Genomic DNA, 16,512 nt, shown 5'->3' on the forward strand with positions numbered 1-16,512 from the left:
CACCCCCCAGGTCATCCGTTCGACAGGGGGACACAGTCATGCCAGGCCCGGAGGCCAGCGGCCCCATTGCGGAGCCGCAGAAAACATAACGGGGGGGGCGCTTCGAGCGGCGCGATGCCCAGCGCGGGGGCGACGGCGTCGGCGAACGTAGGACCCGCGTGCAGATGGGCGCGCGCACGGGGGACGGCGACGGACAGGCCCGCCGGAACCGTGTGGTCCGTCAACCGCACCACAGGCAGCCCCCGTCGCTCGGCCGTGTCGGCGAGAGTCCGGGCGGAGGCGGTGAGACGGGGCGGGAGCACGAGGGTCATGGGCCCGGATCCTGCCGCAGCGGAGGCGGTCGGCCCACCGGATTCTGGTCGACATCCCGTGGCCGGTCCGGCTTTCATGAACGGATGCACGCCAAGGAGACGGACACCGGCACCAAGCTCGTACGCCGCCTGCTCGCGGCCCAGTTCCCCGCCTGGGCGGGACTTCCCGTCCGGCGGATCGCCTCGAACGGGACGGTCAACGCCGTCTACCGGCTGGGGGACGATCTGGCCGTACGGCTGCCCCAGGCCGAGGGCGGTTCGCGGGACGCGGTGTCCGAACGCCGTTGGCTGCCGCTCCTCGCCCAGCACCTTCCCCTGGCCGTTCCCGTCCCGCTGGCCCTGGGAACGCCCGCCGAGGGCTACCCGTTCCACTGGTCGGTCTGCCGCTGGATCGAGGGCGACAACCCGGCCGCGGGCACGGGGGACGCCCCGTTCGCCGTCGCCCTGGCGGAGTTCGTCCTCAGGCTGCGAAGCATCGACACCACCGATGGTCCGCCCGCCTACCGCAGCGAGCCTCTCGGTGCGCGGGACGCCGCCACCGGGGAAGCCCTGGACGCGCTGCACGGCGTCGTCGACACCCGTGCGGCGGCCGCCGTCTGGGCCGCCGCGCTGGCCGCCCCCGCCCCGCAGGGCCCACCGGTATGGGTCCACGGTGACCTGCAACCCGGCAACGTACTGGTCTCGGAGGGCAGGCTCGGCGCGGTCATCGACTTCGGCTGCATGGGCCTGGCCGACCCCGCGGTCGATCTGATCGCGGGGTGGTACCTGCTGCCGGCCGTGACGCGGCGGGTCTTCCGGGCACGGACGGGAGCGGACGGGGCGCAGTGGGCGCGTGGCCGGGGCTGGGCCCTGTCCATCGCGCTCATGGAGCTCTCGTACTACCGGACGTCGAACCCGGTGATGGCCGCGACGGCGAGGCACGTGATCGGCGAGATCCTCGACGAGGGCGACAACTGAGGGACAGCGGTGGCGCTGGGGGCTCGGCACGCTTCAGCCCCGGGGCCGTGCCCGGGGGCGGCGGGACGCGACGACTCCGTGAGCGCGTGCGGCGCTGTCACCAATTGCGGCCGGGTGCCCCGCGTACCTAGGCACCGTGCCCCGCAGACCCGGTGAGGTCGTCCCGGTCATAGCGGGATTGCCGCGCGTCGCTGGTCCTCCAATACGCGCTCTCGACGTGGCCGTCGCCGTGACCGCCGGTGTCGCCCCGCTGACCTGGGTGTCGTCCCGCTGACCTCGGCCTTCCCCACCCTCCACGAGGACCGGCTCCGGCTCTGTCCCGCCGTGCTCGGTCTGATCACCGCTGTGAACCTGCGGGGCATCGCCGATTCGGCGCGGCTCTTCATCGTGCCCACCGTCAGAGAAGCATCAAGGCCGCCCCCGCCGCCGTAAGGGAGCCATCAACGGCGGCGGCATCCGGCCCCGGAGGGGCTTTCCTCTGTATGTCGGATCCTCTTCCGCCACATCTCATCCCATTCCCCCGCATCTCATCCCACTAGGAGCACGTGATGGCCGACGTGGCCTTCGTCGTCGTCACGATCGCGGTCTTCGCGCTCGTGGCTCTCGTCGCCAAGGGAGTGACGAAGCTGTGACCGTGGACAACGTGGTCGGCCTGATCGTGGCCGTCGCCCTGCTGGGCTATCTCGTCCTCGCCCTGATCTACCCGGAGAGGTTCTGAGAGCGTCATGAGCCCCGTCCTCGCCGGAGTGCTCCAGCTGCTCGCTCTGGCAGCCGCGCTGGCACTCGCCTACATCCCCCTCGGCACGTACATGGCCAGGGTCTACACCTCGGACACGCACTGGCGCGTCGAGAAGTGGATCTACAAGGCCATCGGCGCCGACCCCGACGCGGCCATGCGCTGGCCCGCCTACCTGCGCGGCGTGCTGGCCTTCTCCTTCGCCGGTGTCCTCTTCCTCTACCTGCTGCAGCGGCTCCAGGGCGTACTGCCCGGCTCGCTCGGCTTCGCCTCGATCGACCCCGACCAGGCCTTCAACACGGCCGTGTCCTTCGTGACGAACACCAACTGGCAGTCGTACTACGGCGAACAGGCCATGGGCCACGTCGTCCAGACCGCCGGACTGGCCGTGCAGAACTTCGTCTCCGCCGCCGTGGGCATGGCCGTCGCCATCGCCCTCGTACGCGGGTTCTCCCTCCACCGCTCCCGACGGGGCGTGGACGCGGGCGCCCCCGCCCGCAACGGTGAACTGGGCAACTTCTGGGCCGACCTGGTCCGGGGCGTCGTCCGCATCCTGGTCCCGATCGCGGCGGTCTCCGCCGTGGTCCTGGTGGCCTGCGGCGCGATCCAGAACTTCTCCGGCATCCACGAGGTCGGCCAGTTCATGGGCGGCAGCCAGGAGTGGAACGGCGGCGCGGTCGCCTCCCAGGAGGCCATCAAGGAGCTGGGCACCAACGGCGGCGGCTACTTCAACGCCAACAGCGCCCACCCCTTCGAGAACCCCACCCCCTTCACCAACCTCTTCGAGATCTTCCTGATCCTGCTGATCCCGTTCGCCCTGACCCGGACCTTCGGCCTCATGGCCGGTTCGGTCCGCCAGGGGTACGCGATCCTGGCCGCCATGGCATCCATCTGGGTCGGCTTCGTCGCCCTGATGATGTGGACCGAGTTCTCCCACCACGGAACGGCCCTGGACCTCGCGGGCGGCGCGATGGAGGGCAAGGAGCTCCGCTTCGGGATCGGCGGATCGTCGATCTTCGCGGTGTCGACCACCCTGACCTCCACCGGCGCCGTGGACTCCTTCCACTCCTCCCTCACCGGGCTCGGAGGCGGTATCACCATGCTCGGCATGATGCTCGGCGAGATCGCGCCCGGCGGGGTCGGGTCCGGTCTCTACGGCATGCTGATCATGGCGGTCATCGCGGTGTTCATCGCGGGACTGATGGTCGGCCGCACGCCGGAGTACCTGGGCAGGAAGATCGGCACCCGGGAGATCAAGTTCGCCGCCTGCTACATCCTGATCACCCCGGCGCTGGTGCTGACCTTCACCGCAGCGGCGATGGCCCTGCCCACCCCCGGTGACTCGATGACCAACAGCGGGGCGCACGGCTTCTCCGAGATCCTCTACGCCTACACCTCGGCGTCGAACAACAACGGCTCCGCCTTCGCCGGCCTGAACGCCGACACCCAGTGGTTCAACACCACCCTGGGGCTGGCCATGCTGCTCGGACGTTTCCTGCCGATGGTCTTCGTCCTGGCCCTGGCGGGCTCGCTCGCCGGGCAGAAACCCGTACCGGTCACCGCCGGCACCCTGCGCACCGAGAAGCCGCTCTTCACCGGCCTCCTGGTGGGCGCGGTCCTGATCATCACCGGTCTCACCTACTTCCCGGCCCTCGCGCTGGGACCGCTCGCCGAGGGGTTGGCGGCATGAACACCGACACGCAGAAGCACGAGGACACGATGTCCACAGGGGTCACCTCCGCCATCAGCGAGGCGCGGGAGCCGCACAGCACCCCCGCCACCACGGAAGGACGGGTCGGCGCGGGCCTCTTCGACCCGGCGCAGCTCGTCACGTCGCTGCCCGGCGCCTTCCGCAAGCTCGATCCCCGGGTGATGGTCAAGTCGCCCGTCATGTTCGTCGTCCTGGTCGGATCCGTCCTGACGACGGTCTTCGCCTTCAAGGACCCCGGCGACTGGTTCGGCTGGGCCATCAGCGCCTGGCTCTGGCTCACCGTGATCTTCGCCAACCTGGCGGAAGCGGTGGCCGAGGGCCGCGGCAAGGCGCAGGCCGACACCCTGCGCAAGGCGAAGACCGACACCGTCGCCCGCCGGGTGGTGGACGGCCGTGAGGAGCGGATACCGGGTACCGACCTGCGGGTCGGAGACCAGGTCGTCTGCGAGGCGGGCGATGTCATCCCCGGCGACGGGGACGTCGTCGAGGGCGTCGCGTCCGTGGACGAGTCGGCCATCACCGGCGAGTCCGCACCGGTGATCCGGGAGTCCGGCGGCGACCGTTCGGCGGTCACCGGCGGTACGAAGGTGCTCTCCGACCGCATCGTCGTCAGGATCACCACCAAGCCGGGCGAGACCTTCATCGACCGGATGATCAACCTGGTGGAGGGCGCCGCCCGGCAGAAGACCCCCAACGAGATCGCGCTGAACATCCTGCTCGCCTCGCTGACCGTCGTCTTCCTGCTGGCGTGCGCCACCCTGCCGCCCTTCGCGGACCACGCCGGCACACACCTGACCATGGTGGTGCTGGTGGCGCTGCTGGTCTGCCTGATCCCGACGACGATCGGCGCCCTGCTCTCCGCCATCGGCATCGCGGGCATGGACCGCCTGGTGCAGCGCAACGTGCTGGCCATGTCGGGCCGTGCGGTCGAGGCCGCCGGCGACGTCTCGACCCTGCTGCTGGACAAGACCGGCACCATCACGCTCGGCAACCGTCAGGCCGCCGCGTTCGTACCGGTACGAGGCACCACCGAGACGGAGGTCGCGGACGCCGCACAGCTCTCCTCGCTGGCCGACGAGACGCCCGAGGGCCGTTCCGTCGTCGTCCTGGCCAAGGAACGGTACGGGCTCCGCGAACGCCACCAGGGCGAGCTGGTGGGGGCCGACTGGATCGCCTTCACCGCGCAGACCCGCATGTCCGGCGTGGACGTGGACGGCCGCAAGGTCCGCAAGGGAGCGGCCGGTTCCGTCATCGCCTGGGTCCAGGAGCGTGGCGGCACCGTCGACACCGGCGCGGAGGAGGCCGCGCACCGCATCTCCGAGGAAGGCGGCACACCGCTGCTCGTCGCCGTCGAGGACACCGAGGGGGCCCGCGTGCTCGGGGTGATCCACCTCAAGGACGTCGTGAAGGACGGCATGCGCGAACGGTTCGACGAACTCCGCCGCATGGGCATCAGGACCGTCATGATCACGGGCGACAACCCCCTGACGGCCAAGGCCATCGCGGAGGAGGCCGGCGTGGACGACTTCCTCGCCGAGGCCACCCCGGAGGACAAGATGGCGCTGATCAAGCGGGAGCAGGCCGGCGGGAAACTCGTCGCGATGACCGGCGACGGCACCAACGACGCGCCCGCGCTCGCCCAGGCGGACGTCGGCGTGGCGATGAACACCGGCACGTCGGCGGCGAAGGAGGCCGGCAACATGGTCGACCTCGACTCCGACCCGACCAAGCTCATCGAGATCGTCGGGATCGGCAAGCAACTCCTCATCACGAGGGGCGCGTTGACCACCTTCTCCATCGCCAACGACGTCGCCAAGTACTTCGCGATCATCCCGGCGCTGTTCGCGGCGGTGTACCCGGGGCTGGACAAGCTCAACATCATGGGACTGACCTCCCCGGACTCCGCGATCCTCTCCGCGGTCGTCTTCAACGCGCTGATCATCGTCGCGCTGGTGCCCCTCGCCCTCAGGGGCGTCCGGTACCGGCCGATGAGCGCGGACCGGATGCTCCGCCGCAACCTCACGGTCTACGGCCTCGGCGGGCTGGTCGCCCCCTTCATCGGCATCAAGATCATCGACATGCTCATCTCCCTCATCCCCGGGATCGGCTGAACGCCATGAACACCTCAGTGACCAACACCGCCCGGCTGCTCGGCGCCGGCCTGCGCGCCCTGCTCGTCCTCACCCTGGTGACGGGCGTCCTCTACCCCCTCGCCGTCACCGGCATCGGCCAAGGACTCTTCCCCGACCGGGCGAACGGCTCCGAGATCACGGCCGCCGACGGCAAGGTCGTCGGCTCCTCCCTGATCGGCCAGGCGTACGACCTGCCGCTGAAAGGCGGCCAGGAGACCCCGGAACCGGACCTCAAGTGGTTCCAGGGCCGACCGGCCAACGGGCTGGGCACCAACAGCGTCAACACCCGGTACGAGCTCATACTCTCCGGAGCCACCAACCGGGCCGCCGACAACGCGGAGTTGGTCCAGTGGGTCAAGGACGCCAAGGCCGCCGTCATCAAGGACAACTCCGTCGACGGCTACACCGTGAACCCCGCCGACGTACCCGCCGACGCGGTCACCTCCTCCGGCTCGGGACTCGACCCGGACATCTCACCGCAGTACGCGGAGATCCAGGTGCACCGCGTCGCCGAGCGGAACGGCCTGTCCGCCGCGCAGGTCGGCAAGCTCGTCGACGCCCACACCGACGGCCGCCAACTCGGCTTCCTCGGCGAACCCCGGGTCAACGTCCTCGAACTGAACACTGCCCTCAAGGCGCTCGTAGCCGGGCGGTGAGCGGGTCAAGCGAAGGAAAGCGAGCCCGATTCCCCCTACCCGCCCCGCCCCGCCCCTCCCCGCCCCTCCGCTCGTGTCAGGGCGCGAGCAGGGGAGCGGGGCGGCGGGTCGGGGAAGGGCCGAGCGCGATACCCGCGGCCGGTGCCCGTCCACCCTCCATCCGACGCACCATGATTCGACATGAACAGGGAGCAGAGATGCCGGCCCCGGAGAGCGCGGAGCCCCATGCCACGTCCATGCCACCCGAGTGCGTGGTCGAGGAGGTCCTCACCCGCTTCCACGCCTACGCCCGGATCCGCAGGTCCCGCGAACGCATACTGCCCGCCCGCCGCTACAGCCCCCGCGACGAGCAACAGGCCTTCGACGACCTGCACCGCGCGATGACCCGGCTGCGCAGCCCGGCGCGGTGACGCGGGCAGCGGCCGTCGACTTCTCGCCTCCTTCGGTCCCGTAATGCCGTGAGCCGCGCTTCCGGCCAGGTGCCGTTCATGCCGTCTTCCGTCTCCGGCGTACGAGGTGTCATTTCCGCCTCCCTAAGGTGCGGTGGCTGTCGCCGCAGCAGGCAGAACCCTGTGCCCGGCAGTTCCTGTCCTCACCGCCGCGCCAAGGAGAGAAGCTGCCATGAGTTCCGCCAGCACCCGACGTGACTTCCTCCGCAGATCCGCGACGACCCTCGGCGCGGCAGCCGCCGCCTCCGCGCTGCCCACCTCCATCGGCCGCGCGCTCGCCGTCGACGCCGCGGTGCGCACGGGGACCATCAAGGACGTCGAGCACGTGGTGATCCTGATGCAGGAGAACCGGGGCTTCAACCACTACTTCGGCTCGATGCGAGGAGTACGCGGCTTCGGTGACCGCTTCCCGATTCCGCTGGAGAGCGGGAAGCCCGTCTGGTACCAGTCCGACGGCTCCAGGGAGATCCCGCCCTACCACCTCGACCCGGCACGTTCCAGTGCGCTTCTCGTCCCCAGCACCCCTCACTCCTTCTCCGACGCGCAGGCCGCCTGGAATCAGGGAAAGCTCGGCTTCTGGCCGAAGTTCAAGTCCGAGTACTCCATGGGGTACTACCGGCGTGACGACATCCCCTTCCAGTTCGCTCTCGCCGAGGCGTTCACCATCTGCGACGCGTACCACTGCTCCGTCACCACCGGGACCGACCCCAACCGCATCACGTTCTGGTCCGGCTCCAACTTCAACCCCGAGCTCGGCCGCCAGGGCGTCAACCCCAAGGACGACCAGTCCGAGCCGAACAATCTCCGTAGCTGGATCAAGGGCAAGTGGGTGCCCGATGCCTGGCCGCAGACCTATACGTACGCGAGCAACGCCTTCACCTGGGACACCCTCCCCGACGTGCTGGAACGAGCCGGTGTCAGCTGGCACATCTACCAGGACATGAACGACAACTGGACAGGTGCGATGCACGGTTGCCTGGCCTTCGAGAGCTTCCGGACCGCGCGGCCCGGAACCCCGGTCTACGAGCACGGCATGACCGGTGGCCCCGACTTCCTCGACCGCCTCCGCGAGGACGTACGCAACGACACGCTCCCGCAGGTCTCCTGGGTGCTGACCACCGCGTCGAACTCCGAGCACCCCGGAGCCGGCTCCAGCCCGACGCACGGCGGCAACTTCACGGCGGATGTGCTGGACGCGCTGACCGCCAACCCCGAGGTGTGGAGCAAGACCGTCTTCCTGCTGACCTTCGACGAGAACGACGGCCTCTTCGACCACGTCCCCGCACCGGCCGTCCCCTCGTACAACCTCGACGGCAGCCTCGCCGGCAAGTCGACGATCCCCCTGGACGGCGAGTACTTCGACGCCTCCGCCGATCCGGCGAAGTGGCTCAAGCCGCAGGACACCGTGACCGGAACGACACGGCCCTGGGGGCTCGGCCCACGGGTGCCGCTCTACGCCGTGTCCCCCTGGAGCAGGGGCGGCTGGGTGTCCTCGGAGGTCTTCGACCACACGTCGGTGGGCATGTTCCTGGAGCAGCGCTTCGACATCGAGCTGGACACCATCAGTCCCTGGCACCGGGCGATCTCCGGCGACCTCACCTCGGCCTTCGACTTCAGGCACCCCAACGAGCGCCGCTTCCCCGACCTCCCGGACCAGAGCAACTGGGCCGACTCCGACGCCGAACAGCGAACCCTCCCGGCCCCGAAGGCACCGGCGGCACCGGAACCGCTCTTCCAGGAGCCCGGCCCCCGCTATTCGCGTGCGCTGCCCTACGAACTGCACACCGACGCCTCCGTGGACCGCGAGGCCGGCACGGTGGAGCTCCGGTTCCTCAACACCGGGGGCAAGGGGGCCGTCTTCCACGTCTACGACAGGCACCACCTCGACCGGATCCCACGCCGGTACACCGTCGAGCCCGGCAGACAGCTCACCGACGTGTGGACACCCACCGACGCCGACTCCGGCGCCTACGACCTCGAGGTCCACGGCCCGGGCGGCTTCTTCCGCTCCTTCACGGGGAGCACCGACGCGCCCGTCACGCCCTCCCTGGAACTCCGCTACGACCGTGCGGCGAAGTCCGTCGTCCTCACGGTCCGCAACCCGGGCGCACGAGGGATCATGCTCCGGGTCGAGCCCCACGCCTATCGCTTCGCAGGGCCGCGGGCGGTGCACGTCGGGCCCCGCAGGGAGGTCCACAAGCGCTGGCCGCTGTGGACCAGCGGTGACTGGTACGACTTCACGGTCACCACCGACGGCTCGCCCGCAGAGCACCGCTTCGCCGGCCGCGTGGAGACCGGCCGGGACGGCATCAGCGACCCGGCCATGGCCGCCCACCTGCAGCCGGGGAGGTCCCGAGCCGGCACGGAGTGAGGCGGCGCCGGTGCCGGCCGGTCAGCCGTGCAGGTCGGACGGGAATGCGGGGGGATGCTCAGACGGTTGTCGAGCGAGGCCGGGGAGACCTGACGCTGGAGCGCATCCGCGAGAGCTGGACCAGCTGGCGTGGCAGGGCTGTCCAACCTCTGGTGCGTGAGGCGCTGGCACGGCTGCTGCCCGACGCGCATCTTCCCGCCGCCCCCGCCGTCGGCGGTTGTTGGACCCGGACCAACGACGTGGAGATCGACATCGTGGGCCGAGACACGATGCTCACCGCGCGGTAGTCGTGCCCGTCCTGCTTGAAGCCTGGAGCTGCCCATGTGAACGTGGTCCGGATCGCTGAGAGATCCTTCGCCTTGCGCTCATGTGCAGACGGCGTCCGTATGGGATCGCGTCCGCAAGCGCATCGATGGGACGGGCGGGACAGGCGTACTTTGACGGCAGTTGCAGTTGGGTGCGACGTCCGATGGTTGAGCAGCTCGATTCGGCCGCAGCTTCTACTTCTCGCCGGCAGTAGGCGGAGCGGGGGGCAGGTTGAAAGTGAGGCTGGAGAAGTCATGGCCTTGAAGTACCGGGCCGTTCTGCGTCCCACCGCTGATGCTGTTGTGTACCTCAGCGCCCGAGCTGGTCTGCGCGTGTTGCCACCACTCGTCGAGCCGTGTTCGGAACTCCCGGTCCAGGGCGGCTCGTACGCCAAGAGCTGTCGCCAGCGCCTGCGCGGGCACAGGGTCGGCCGGGTTGGCCTCCAGCGCGGCTACCTCCAGCTCACCAGAACTGATCAGAGGTGATCCGTCCTGTTCAGCGCTGCGTCGAAACGGGCGCCGTACCAGCTCGGTGAGTCCTTGCCACGTCTGGCGTCCGGCTTCACTGCCGAGTGCGCCGGCCAGTGCTGCGAGTGCCGCTGCCGTGATCGGGTCCATGTCAGGACTCCCCCCGGGTTCGTGTCTGATCTTCACACCTTAGGCCTGCGGCATGGAGTGACGGAGTGGTTCCGGCACATCTGTTGCCCGTGCCGCGGCCTGACATGGTTGTCCGCGCCGAAAGCATCGGAGAGCAGCACCAGCATCTGCACGGCACCGGACGTCAGTCCAACCGACCTCTCGCGCACCTCACAACCAGGGGCCGTCTACGCATAAGGTCGGAGGAGCGAGTTGTCCGACCGGCCGGGTGCCAGGGGGTGGGAGCATGGGTGGGCTGGATGCCGCGGGAGCTCCGGAGGGGACCGGGATCGCGGTGGGCAATACGATTTCCGGTGGGTCGTTCGGTGTGAGTGTGCAGGCTGGGGCGATCCACGGCGGTGTGCACGTCCATCACCCGACACTCACGCGTGTGGTGCCGAGGCAGCTTCCGCCCGTTCCGGCGCATTTCACCAACCGGGCCGCCGAGGCCCGGCTGCTCGACGAGGTATGGGCCGGGCGGGCGGAGGGCGCTCCACCGCTGGTGCTGCTCACTGGTCCTGGGGGCGCCGGTAAGACGGCATTGGCCTCCTTTTGGGGTGCCCGCACGACGGACCATTTCCCGGACGGCCAGTTGTATGCAGACTTCGGTGGGTTCCGGCCGGAGAGGCCGGTGGAGCCGGGGCAGGTGCTGAGCGGCTTCCTGCGCGCATTGGGTGTGGCGCCGGAGCAGATGCCGGTCGAGATGGCGGAACAGGCGTCGCTTTACCGGTCGTTGACGGCCCAGTCTCGGCTGCTGGTACTGCTGGACAACGTTACCTCCGCTGCCCAGGTCGCCCCTCTGATGCCGGGATCCGCCGGTGGCATGGTCCTGATGACGAGCCGCCTGCGGCTGGCCGGGGTCCTGGCCCGGGGCGGCTCGCTGGTCGAGGTCGCGGCCCTGTCGCAGGAGCATGCGGTGGAGCTGCTCGTACGCGCGGTGGGCCGGACCAGAGGGGACGCCGAGGGGCAGCAGGTCGGGGATCTGGCGAGGCTGTGCGGCCGGCTCCCGATCGCCCTGTCCGTGGTGGGCGCGCGGCTCGCCTTGCGTCCGCGCTGGCCAGTCGCCCGCCTGGTTCGGGAACTGGCTGATGAACAGCGGCGGCTGGCGGCGCTGTCGGCCGACGAGGGGCTGTCGGTGTCGAGCGTGTTCGACGTCTCGTACGAAGGGCTGTCCGCGGGGCAGGCACGTGCGTACCGGCTGCTGGCCCTTCACCCCGGTCCCGACTTCGGCCCCGGGCTGGCCGCCGCGGTGCTTGAGCTGCCCGTCGAGGAAACCGCCGAGGTGCTGGATTCGTTGGTGGACGCCAGCGTGCTGGAGGACCGGGGGATCGACAAATACCGCTTTCATGACCTGGTCCGGCTGCACGCCCATGGGCGTGCAGCCGCGGAGGGCGGCGACGGCGAGGCTCGTGCCGTGCTCGAGCGCATCGCGGAACACTGTCTCAGTGTGGCGGTGGCGGCCAGTCGCGTGGTGATGCCCGGGGAATGGCATGTGGGTCCGGCGTACGGGCGCGACGCCGAGGGGGAGGTCGTCTTCGCGACCGGCCTTGAGGCACTGGACAGCCTGGAGCCCGAACTTCCCAATCTCATGGCGGTGTTGCGGGCCGCGAGCGAGTGCGGCTTGGACCAGCTGGTCTGGCAGCTGTGTGAGGCGATGTATTCGCTGTTCCTGTACCGCAAGCACTACCAGGACTGGATCGACGCCTACGGGATGGGCATCGAGGCGGCGGACAGGTGTGGTGACGAGGCCGCGAGGTCTCGGATGCACCACCGGCGGGGGGTTGCCTTCCACAATCTGGCCCAGTCGGAAGAGGCCCTTCGGGAAGGCGGGGCCGCGTTGGCCGCGGCGCGGGCCGCAGGGCACGAACTTGCTGAGTCCGCGGCGCTCCAGCTGATGGGGATGGCCTCGCGCGCCCTGGGTCGGTTCGGCGACGCGATCGAGATGTTGCGGCAGGCGGTGGAGGTCGACCACCGGGCGGGACAGGTCCGCAGTGAGGCCCTGGCCCAGAGGCTCTTGGGGTCGGCGCACCACGCGGCCGGCCACACCGGTCCGGCGGTCGACGTGCTGGAACGGGCGTGTGAACTGGCTGCGAGGCTGTCCGACCCTCCTGTGCTGGCGATGAGCCGTGTGTATCTCGCCGAAGCGTTGACCCGCGCCGGCCGTGCGTCCGAGGCACTTGAACTCGCTCGGGCCGCTTGGACCGTCATGGAGGACTCCGGCTCGAGCCAGTACCGGGCCCGCATCATGATGGCCTGGGGCCAGGCTGCGGAAGGACTCGGCGACCTGACCACTGCCCGGGATCGTCTGCTGAGGGCCCGCGACTTCTTCATCGAGGCGGGGGTGCCGAACCTGCAACCGGTGCGGGAGGCGTTGGGCCGGGTGGAAGCCCGTTTCGACGAGGGGTAGCGGCGGACAAGCGGTGAGGGGCGGCCGACACGACAATCTCCCTTCGATCAAGAAGGCCTTGGAAACGAGGGTTGGCGAGTTCAAGGACGTTGACTCCGCTCCTGCACGATGTCCGGCACGGCTGCGCTACGATCCTGACCGCAGCCGGGGTGGCTCCCCGCGTCGTGATGGAGATCCTCGGCCACAGCCAGATCAGCATCACGATGGATGTCTACACACACGTCGTCCAGGACACGCAGCGCGAGGCGATCAGTCACATGGACCGGCTGCTCAAGAGGCGGCCCGGCCGTGAGTGATCGCTGCCGTTGATGTCAGAAGTAGATGTCAAAGGCCACCTAGGAACGTTCCTAGGTGGCCTTTTCCCTTGTGCCCCCGGCAGGATTCGAACCTGCGACACCCGCTTTAGGAGAGCGGTGCTCTATCCCCTGAGCTACGAAGGCGGGGATCTGGCGGAAGCGGGTCTCGAAGCCCGGTGCGGTTGGCCGGTGGGCTTCGGGATTGCTGCCGACAGAGTTGTGGTGGGCAGGCCGGTGAGGTCTGGGCCACCGCCGACAGTGTAACGGGTCGCGCGGGATCCGCATCGCGGCCACACCCCGTGTTCTCCGGCCCGCAGCCGGGACCCGGGGTCCGAGAGGTGTCGGGCCGGGGCGGCAGTCCCGAGGGGTGCCGTCCCGGGGCCTGGAGCTCCGGGTCCCGGTCTGAGGGTGTGAGCGGACCGGGCCGCGAGGGGTGGGGTGCGCCACGAATGCGGAGGGCCCGCCGGTCTCGCGTGCACCAGGCGCGATGGGTGTTCTCCCGGCCGGGGACTGTGAGTCACCGGGCCACCGGGCCACCGGGCCGCCGGGTGGGCGTACGGCCGATGGAGCTGCTGAAGCGGCCCGGGGGCCCGCAGGTGGCTGGTGGGCCGTCCTCAGCGGCGGCACGTTGCCCGGTGCCACGCCTGTGGGCTGCGCCATCTCGAAGGCGCGCACGATGTCCGAGCAGCCGTAGCGGACCCGGCGATGGCCTGATGAGGCGTCATGACGCGCCCTGGTAAGTCGTGTTAAGCATGACCCGGGGCAGGTGCAGTCGGCGCCGGAGCGGCAGGGGGCAGGGTGGAAGCGGTATTCGTCGACCGGGAGGAGAGTCTGCGGCTCCTCGACGAGGCAGTGTCGCGTCTGGTCGCGGGTCGACCCGGTGTGGTGATCGTCGAGGGCGAGTCGGGCATGGGGAAGTCCTCGCTGCTGCGGGAGTTCACCCGGCGGCTGAACAGCCGCCCCGGGGGTGCCTCGAGGGATCGGCGGACCGGAGCGGTGAACGCGGCTCCGTGTCGGGCGGTTCTGGTGCATGCCACCCCGGGTATCGGCCCGCGCCGGCCGTTCGGTCCGGTGCGTGACGCGTTGTTCGCGCTGGAGCCGCCGGTCCCCGGGCGGCGGCTTCCACGTCTGGGGCGGACCATGCGCCGTGGGGCGGCCGCGGCGGCGCCGGATCTGCTGTCGCTGGCGGTGCCGGGGCTGGGCGCGGTGTTCTCGGCCGGCCGGGTCTTCGCCGAGGCCGCCGTGGCGACGGGGACGATCCCCGGCGACAGCCTCCAGCCCGTGGCGAGCACGGTGACGCGGCAACTGGTGGAGTTCGTCCTGACGCGTGCCAGGGACGGCAAGCCGCTGTTGCTGATGATCGACGACGTACAGCTCTGCGACGACTCCACTCTCGAGTTCCTGCACATGCTGTTGCCGCATCTGCGTCACGAGCCGATCGGTCTGGTTCTCGGGCTGAGCAAGTACACCTCTCACGTCGGCAACGGGCAGGCTGTCCGGGAACTGCTGCGCAGCTGGGAGCGTGACTACGAGGACCTGCTGACGACGCACCCCCTCCCACCACTGCCCGCCTGGGCAGTGGGGCAGCTGGTGGACGAGCGGCTGAGGGGGCACGCCCTGCCCGTCGGCTTCGCTCTGGAACTGAACGCGGTCACCAAGGGCCGGCCGGTCTTCGTCGAGCAGTGTCTGCGACTGTGGCGGCCGGATCACGGAACGCGTGTTCCCCTGCCGCAGGAGCTCGACGCCGCGGTCCGTGACCGGTTCGAGCGCCTGAACGACCAGGAGCGCGAACTACTCTGTGTCGGTGCGGCGATGGGTGAGTTCTTCTTCTCGCACACGATCGCCGAGGTCACCGGACTGCCCCATGCCCGGACCCAGGACCTCCTGTACGGGATCGAGCGGCACCACGGCCTCGTCCGAGCCCGCCCCTGGGGTGATGTCCCGGCGTGGGCGCAGGGTCTCGACACGTCCTGGTACGACTTCGAGCACCGGGTCCTGCAGACCGGTATCCGGCACGCCCAGGACGAAGGCGTCCGGCTGCGCCGGCACGCTGCCGTCGCGTCGGCCCTGGAGCGCCTGCGGGTGAGTGGTGAAGGGCGTAGGCCGTTGGAGCTGCGGGCGGTGGCCGCTGAGCAGTACCGATTGGCAGGTCCCGCTCTTGCGGCGCGCAGTGCGGAAGCACACTACGAGCTCGCCCGGTCCGTCGCGGTGGAGGACCTGTCGTTCGTCGAGGCGGAGCGGTACTGCCGCACCGCTATCGCTTCTGCCCGCCTGTTGCCCGGAAGGCATCCCGAGCGGGACGGACGGCTCGTCGAGGCGATCGAACTGCTGCTGAGCCTCACCGAAGTGCGCTGGAAGGGCGGCGAGGGTGAGCGGGAGAGCGCGGGGATCGACGCTCTCGCCGCCGAGGCGGAGGAGGCTGCTCACAGGCTGGGGGATCCACTGCTCGTCGCCCGGACCACGTTGCTCCGGGGCAAGACGCTCCTTGCGGTCAGCGGGGTCGCGCCCTCGCTGGAGAAGCTCCGGGAAGCGGTGGAACGGGCCCGCGACTGCGGTGAACGGGGGCGGCCCGCCCTCTTCGTCGCCATGGTCGAGTACGGGCGCCAGTTGCCCAAGCGCGACCTGCAGGCGGGCTTGCGGGTGCTGCGCGAGGCAGAGGAGCTGTACGCCTCCGATCCGCACCTGGGAGAAGCGGGCAACCCGGTCCTTCAGCACGCCCGGAACCTCAACGAGATGCAGATCGGGGTCAATCTCTTCGACACCGGCCTCCTCGGTGAGGCTCGTCAGCGGCTCACGCGGTGCATCGAACGCCTGAGGAGCGAACCCTTCCACGCCGAACTGCCCATCGGGCTGAACTACCTTGCTCAGCTCCACCTGGCCATGGGGGACTGGGACGAGGCCCGAACCGTGCTGCGCGAGGCGCTGGACTTCGAGGAACGCCGTGACGGCAGCAGCGGATGGCATGCGTACAACACGGCCCTTCTCGCCCGTGTCGTCGCACGTGACCCCTCTCGCGCCGACGAGGCCGTACAACTGGCGGAGGACGCCTGGGCGGAGACCCGGCGGACCTGGCTCGTCAACCTGGTGCCCATCGTGCGCAACCTCTACATCGAGATCCTCCTAGACACGGGCGGCGGCCTGGAACTCGCCGCCCGGCTCGCGGAGGACACGCTGGTCGACACCCGCAGGAGCGGCATGGTCCGCAGCGAGATCGCCGGGTACATCCTGCGCAGCAGGATCCATACGCGTCAGGAGCGGACGGACCTGGCGGCCCGTGACGCCCGGCAGGCCCTGGCGTTGCTCGCGGAGCACGGCGACCTGCCGGCGCTGCGCACGGAGGAGGTCCTGTACCGGGCCGCAGACGCTGTCGCGCGGGCTGGTGACACGGAGGAGGCCGGTCTTCTGCTCGGTCGTGCCCGGGAAGTGGTGCGACGGAAGGCGGGAAGTATCGGAGATCCGGTGCTGCGTGCTCGGTTCCTCGACGCGGTGCCGCTCAATCGCTGCCTGCTCGGTGACCAGGAGGAGGTGTAGTTCGAAAAGCGCGC

The 16,512-nt window shown here is 69.9% G+C and carries 10 protein-coding genes, 1 tRNA gene and 4 pseudogenes; 12 read left to right on the plus strand and 3 right to left on the minus strand.

All coding sequences use genetic code 11. The annotated features are described in order from the left end of the window. Positions 1–95: 95 nt before the first annotated feature. Positions 96–311, minus strand: a pseudogene (locus tag ACFXOA_RS23810) (DUF4343 domain-containing protein); the annotation flags it as partial. Between the two features lie 84 nt (positions 312–395). Between ACFXOA_RS23810 and ACFXOA_RS23815 the strand changes: the two are divergent. From ACFXOA_RS23815 to ACFXOA_RS23855, 9 genes and pseudogenes are all read left to right on the plus strand, one after another. Beyond that, a complete protein-coding gene (locus ACFXOA_RS23815) occupies positions 396–1,268 on the plus strand; it encodes an aminoglycoside phosphotransferase family protein (RefSeq protein ID WP_385032079.1) in 873 nt (290 codons plus the stop codon). 185 nt (positions 1,269–1,453) lie between these two features. Beyond that, positions 1,454–1,667 (plus strand): annotated as a pseudogene (locus ACFXOA_RS23820) (amino acid permease); the annotation flags it as partial. Between the two features lie 229 nt (positions 1,668–1,896). Continuing rightward, a complete protein-coding gene (gene kdpF, locus ACFXOA_RS23825; RefSeq protein WP_362540215.1) occupies positions 1,897–1,986 on the plus strand; it encodes a K(+)-transporting ATPase subunit F in 90 nt (29 codons plus the stop codon). Between the two features lie 7 nt (positions 1,987–1,993). Continuing rightward, positions 1,994–3,694: a potassium-transporting ATPase subunit KdpA gene (gene kdpA / locus ACFXOA_RS23830; protein ID WP_385032082.1), complete on the plus strand. Its 1,701-nt coding sequence runs from the start codon at positions 1,994–1,996 to the stop codon at positions 3,692–3,694. Next, positions 3,691–5,826, plus strand: a complete 2,136-nt coding sequence (kdpB, locus tag ACFXOA_RS23835) for a potassium-transporting ATPase subunit KdpB (protein ID WP_385032085.1) — start codon at positions 3,691–3,693, stop codon at positions 5,824–5,826. Before kdpA ends, kdpB begins: the two co-directional genes overlap by 4 nt. 5 nt (positions 5,827–5,831) lie before the next feature. After that, positions 5,832–6,503 carry a potassium-transporting ATPase subunit C gene (locus ACFXOA_RS23840; protein ID WP_385032088.1) on the plus strand — a complete coding sequence of 224 codons (672 nt, stop codon included), beginning with the start codon at positions 5,832–5,834 and terminating at the stop codon, positions 6,501–6,503. A gap of 197 nt (positions 6,504–6,700) precedes the next feature. Next, on the plus strand, positions 6,701–6,913 hold the full coding sequence (locus ACFXOA_RS23845) for a hypothetical protein (RefSeq protein ID WP_385032091.1): 213 nt from the start codon (positions 6,701–6,703) through the stop codon (positions 6,911–6,913). Positions 6,914–7,124: 211 nt separating this feature from the next. Next, positions 7,125–9,323 (plus strand): phosphocholine-specific phospholipase C, encoded by a 2,199-nt coding sequence (locus tag ACFXOA_RS23850; RefSeq protein ID WP_385032094.1) that lies wholly within the window; start codon positions 7,125–7,127, stop codon positions 9,321–9,323. A 68-nt stretch (positions 9,324–9,391) separates the two neighbouring features. Beyond that, a pseudogene (locus tag ACFXOA_RS23855) lies at positions 9,392–9,607 on the plus strand (DUF234 domain-containing protein); the annotation flags it as partial. Between the two features lie 216 nt (positions 9,608–9,823). Here ACFXOA_RS23855 and ACFXOA_RS23860 read toward each other — a convergent pair. Beyond that, positions 9,824–10,246, minus strand: a complete 423-nt coding sequence (locus ACFXOA_RS23860; RefSeq protein ID WP_385032097.1) for a hypothetical protein — start codon at positions 10,244–10,246, stop codon at positions 9,824–9,826. Positions 10,247–10,511: 265 nt separating this feature from the next. Here ACFXOA_RS23860 and ACFXOA_RS23865 point away from each other — a divergent pair, with 265 nt between their 5' ends. Next, entirely contained in the window at positions 10,512–12,671 is a 2,160-nt protein-coding gene (locus ACFXOA_RS23865) for an ATP-binding protein (RefSeq protein ID WP_385032100.1), read from the plus strand. 101 nt (positions 12,672–12,772) lie between these two features. Beyond that, positions 12,773–12,967, plus strand: a pseudogene (locus ACFXOA_RS23870) (tyrosine-type recombinase/integrase); the annotation flags it as partial. A 71-nt stretch (positions 12,968–13,038) separates the two neighbouring features. On the opposite strand, the gene ACFXOA_RS23875 reads toward ACFXOA_RS23870, so the two are convergent. After that, a tRNA-Arg gene (locus ACFXOA_RS23875) sits at positions 13,039–13,111 on the minus strand. 654 nt (positions 13,112–13,765) lie between these two features. Here ACFXOA_RS23875 and ACFXOA_RS23880 point away from each other — a divergent pair. Beyond that, the gene (locus ACFXOA_RS23880) at positions 13,766–16,498 is read left to right on the plus strand and encodes an AAA family ATPase (protein WP_385032103.1); all 2,733 of its coding nucleotides are present in this window, start codon (positions 13,766–13,768) and stop codon (positions 16,496–16,498) included. The last annotated feature ends 14 nt before the right edge of the window (positions 16,499–16,512 follow it).

Origin of the sequence: Streptomyces sp. NPDC059166 (assembly GCF_042755185.1) — a bacterium.
GTDB lineage: Bacteria > Actinomycetota > Actinomycetes > Streptomycetales > Streptomycetaceae > Streptomyces.

Bases quoted from the DNA above. Each gene is read 5' to 3' on its own strand.
- ACFXOA_RS23850 (WP_385032094.1), top strand. From the start codon at position 7,125: ATGAGTTCCGCCAGCACCCGACGTGACTTCCTCCGCAGATCCGCGACG.
- kdpA (WP_385032082.1), top strand. From the start codon at position 1,994: ATGAGCCCCGTCCTCGCCGGAGTGCTCCAGCTGCTCGCTCTGGCAGCC.
- ACFXOA_RS23865 (WP_385032100.1), top strand. From the start codon at position 10,512: ATGGGTGGGCTGGATGCCGCGGGAGCTCCGGAGGGGACCGGGATCGCG.
- ACFXOA_RS23815 (WP_385032079.1), top strand. From the start codon at position 396: ATGCACGCCAAGGAGACGGACACCGGCACCAAGCTCGTACGCCGCCTG.
- ACFXOA_RS23860 (WP_385032097.1), bottom strand. From the start codon at position 10,246: ATGGACCCGATCACGGCAGCGGCACTCGCAGCACTGGCCGGCGCACTC.
- ACFXOA_RS23840 (WP_385032088.1), top strand. From the start codon at position 5,832: ATGAACACCTCAGTGACCAACACCGCCCGGCTGCTCGGCGCCGGCCTG.
- ACFXOA_RS23845 (WP_385032091.1), top strand. From the start codon at position 6,701: ATGCCGGCCCCGGAGAGCGCGGAGCCCCATGCCACGTCCATGCCACCC.
- kdpB (WP_385032085.1), top strand. From the start codon at position 3,691: ATGAACACCGACACGCAGAAGCACGAGGACACGATGTCCACAGGGGTC.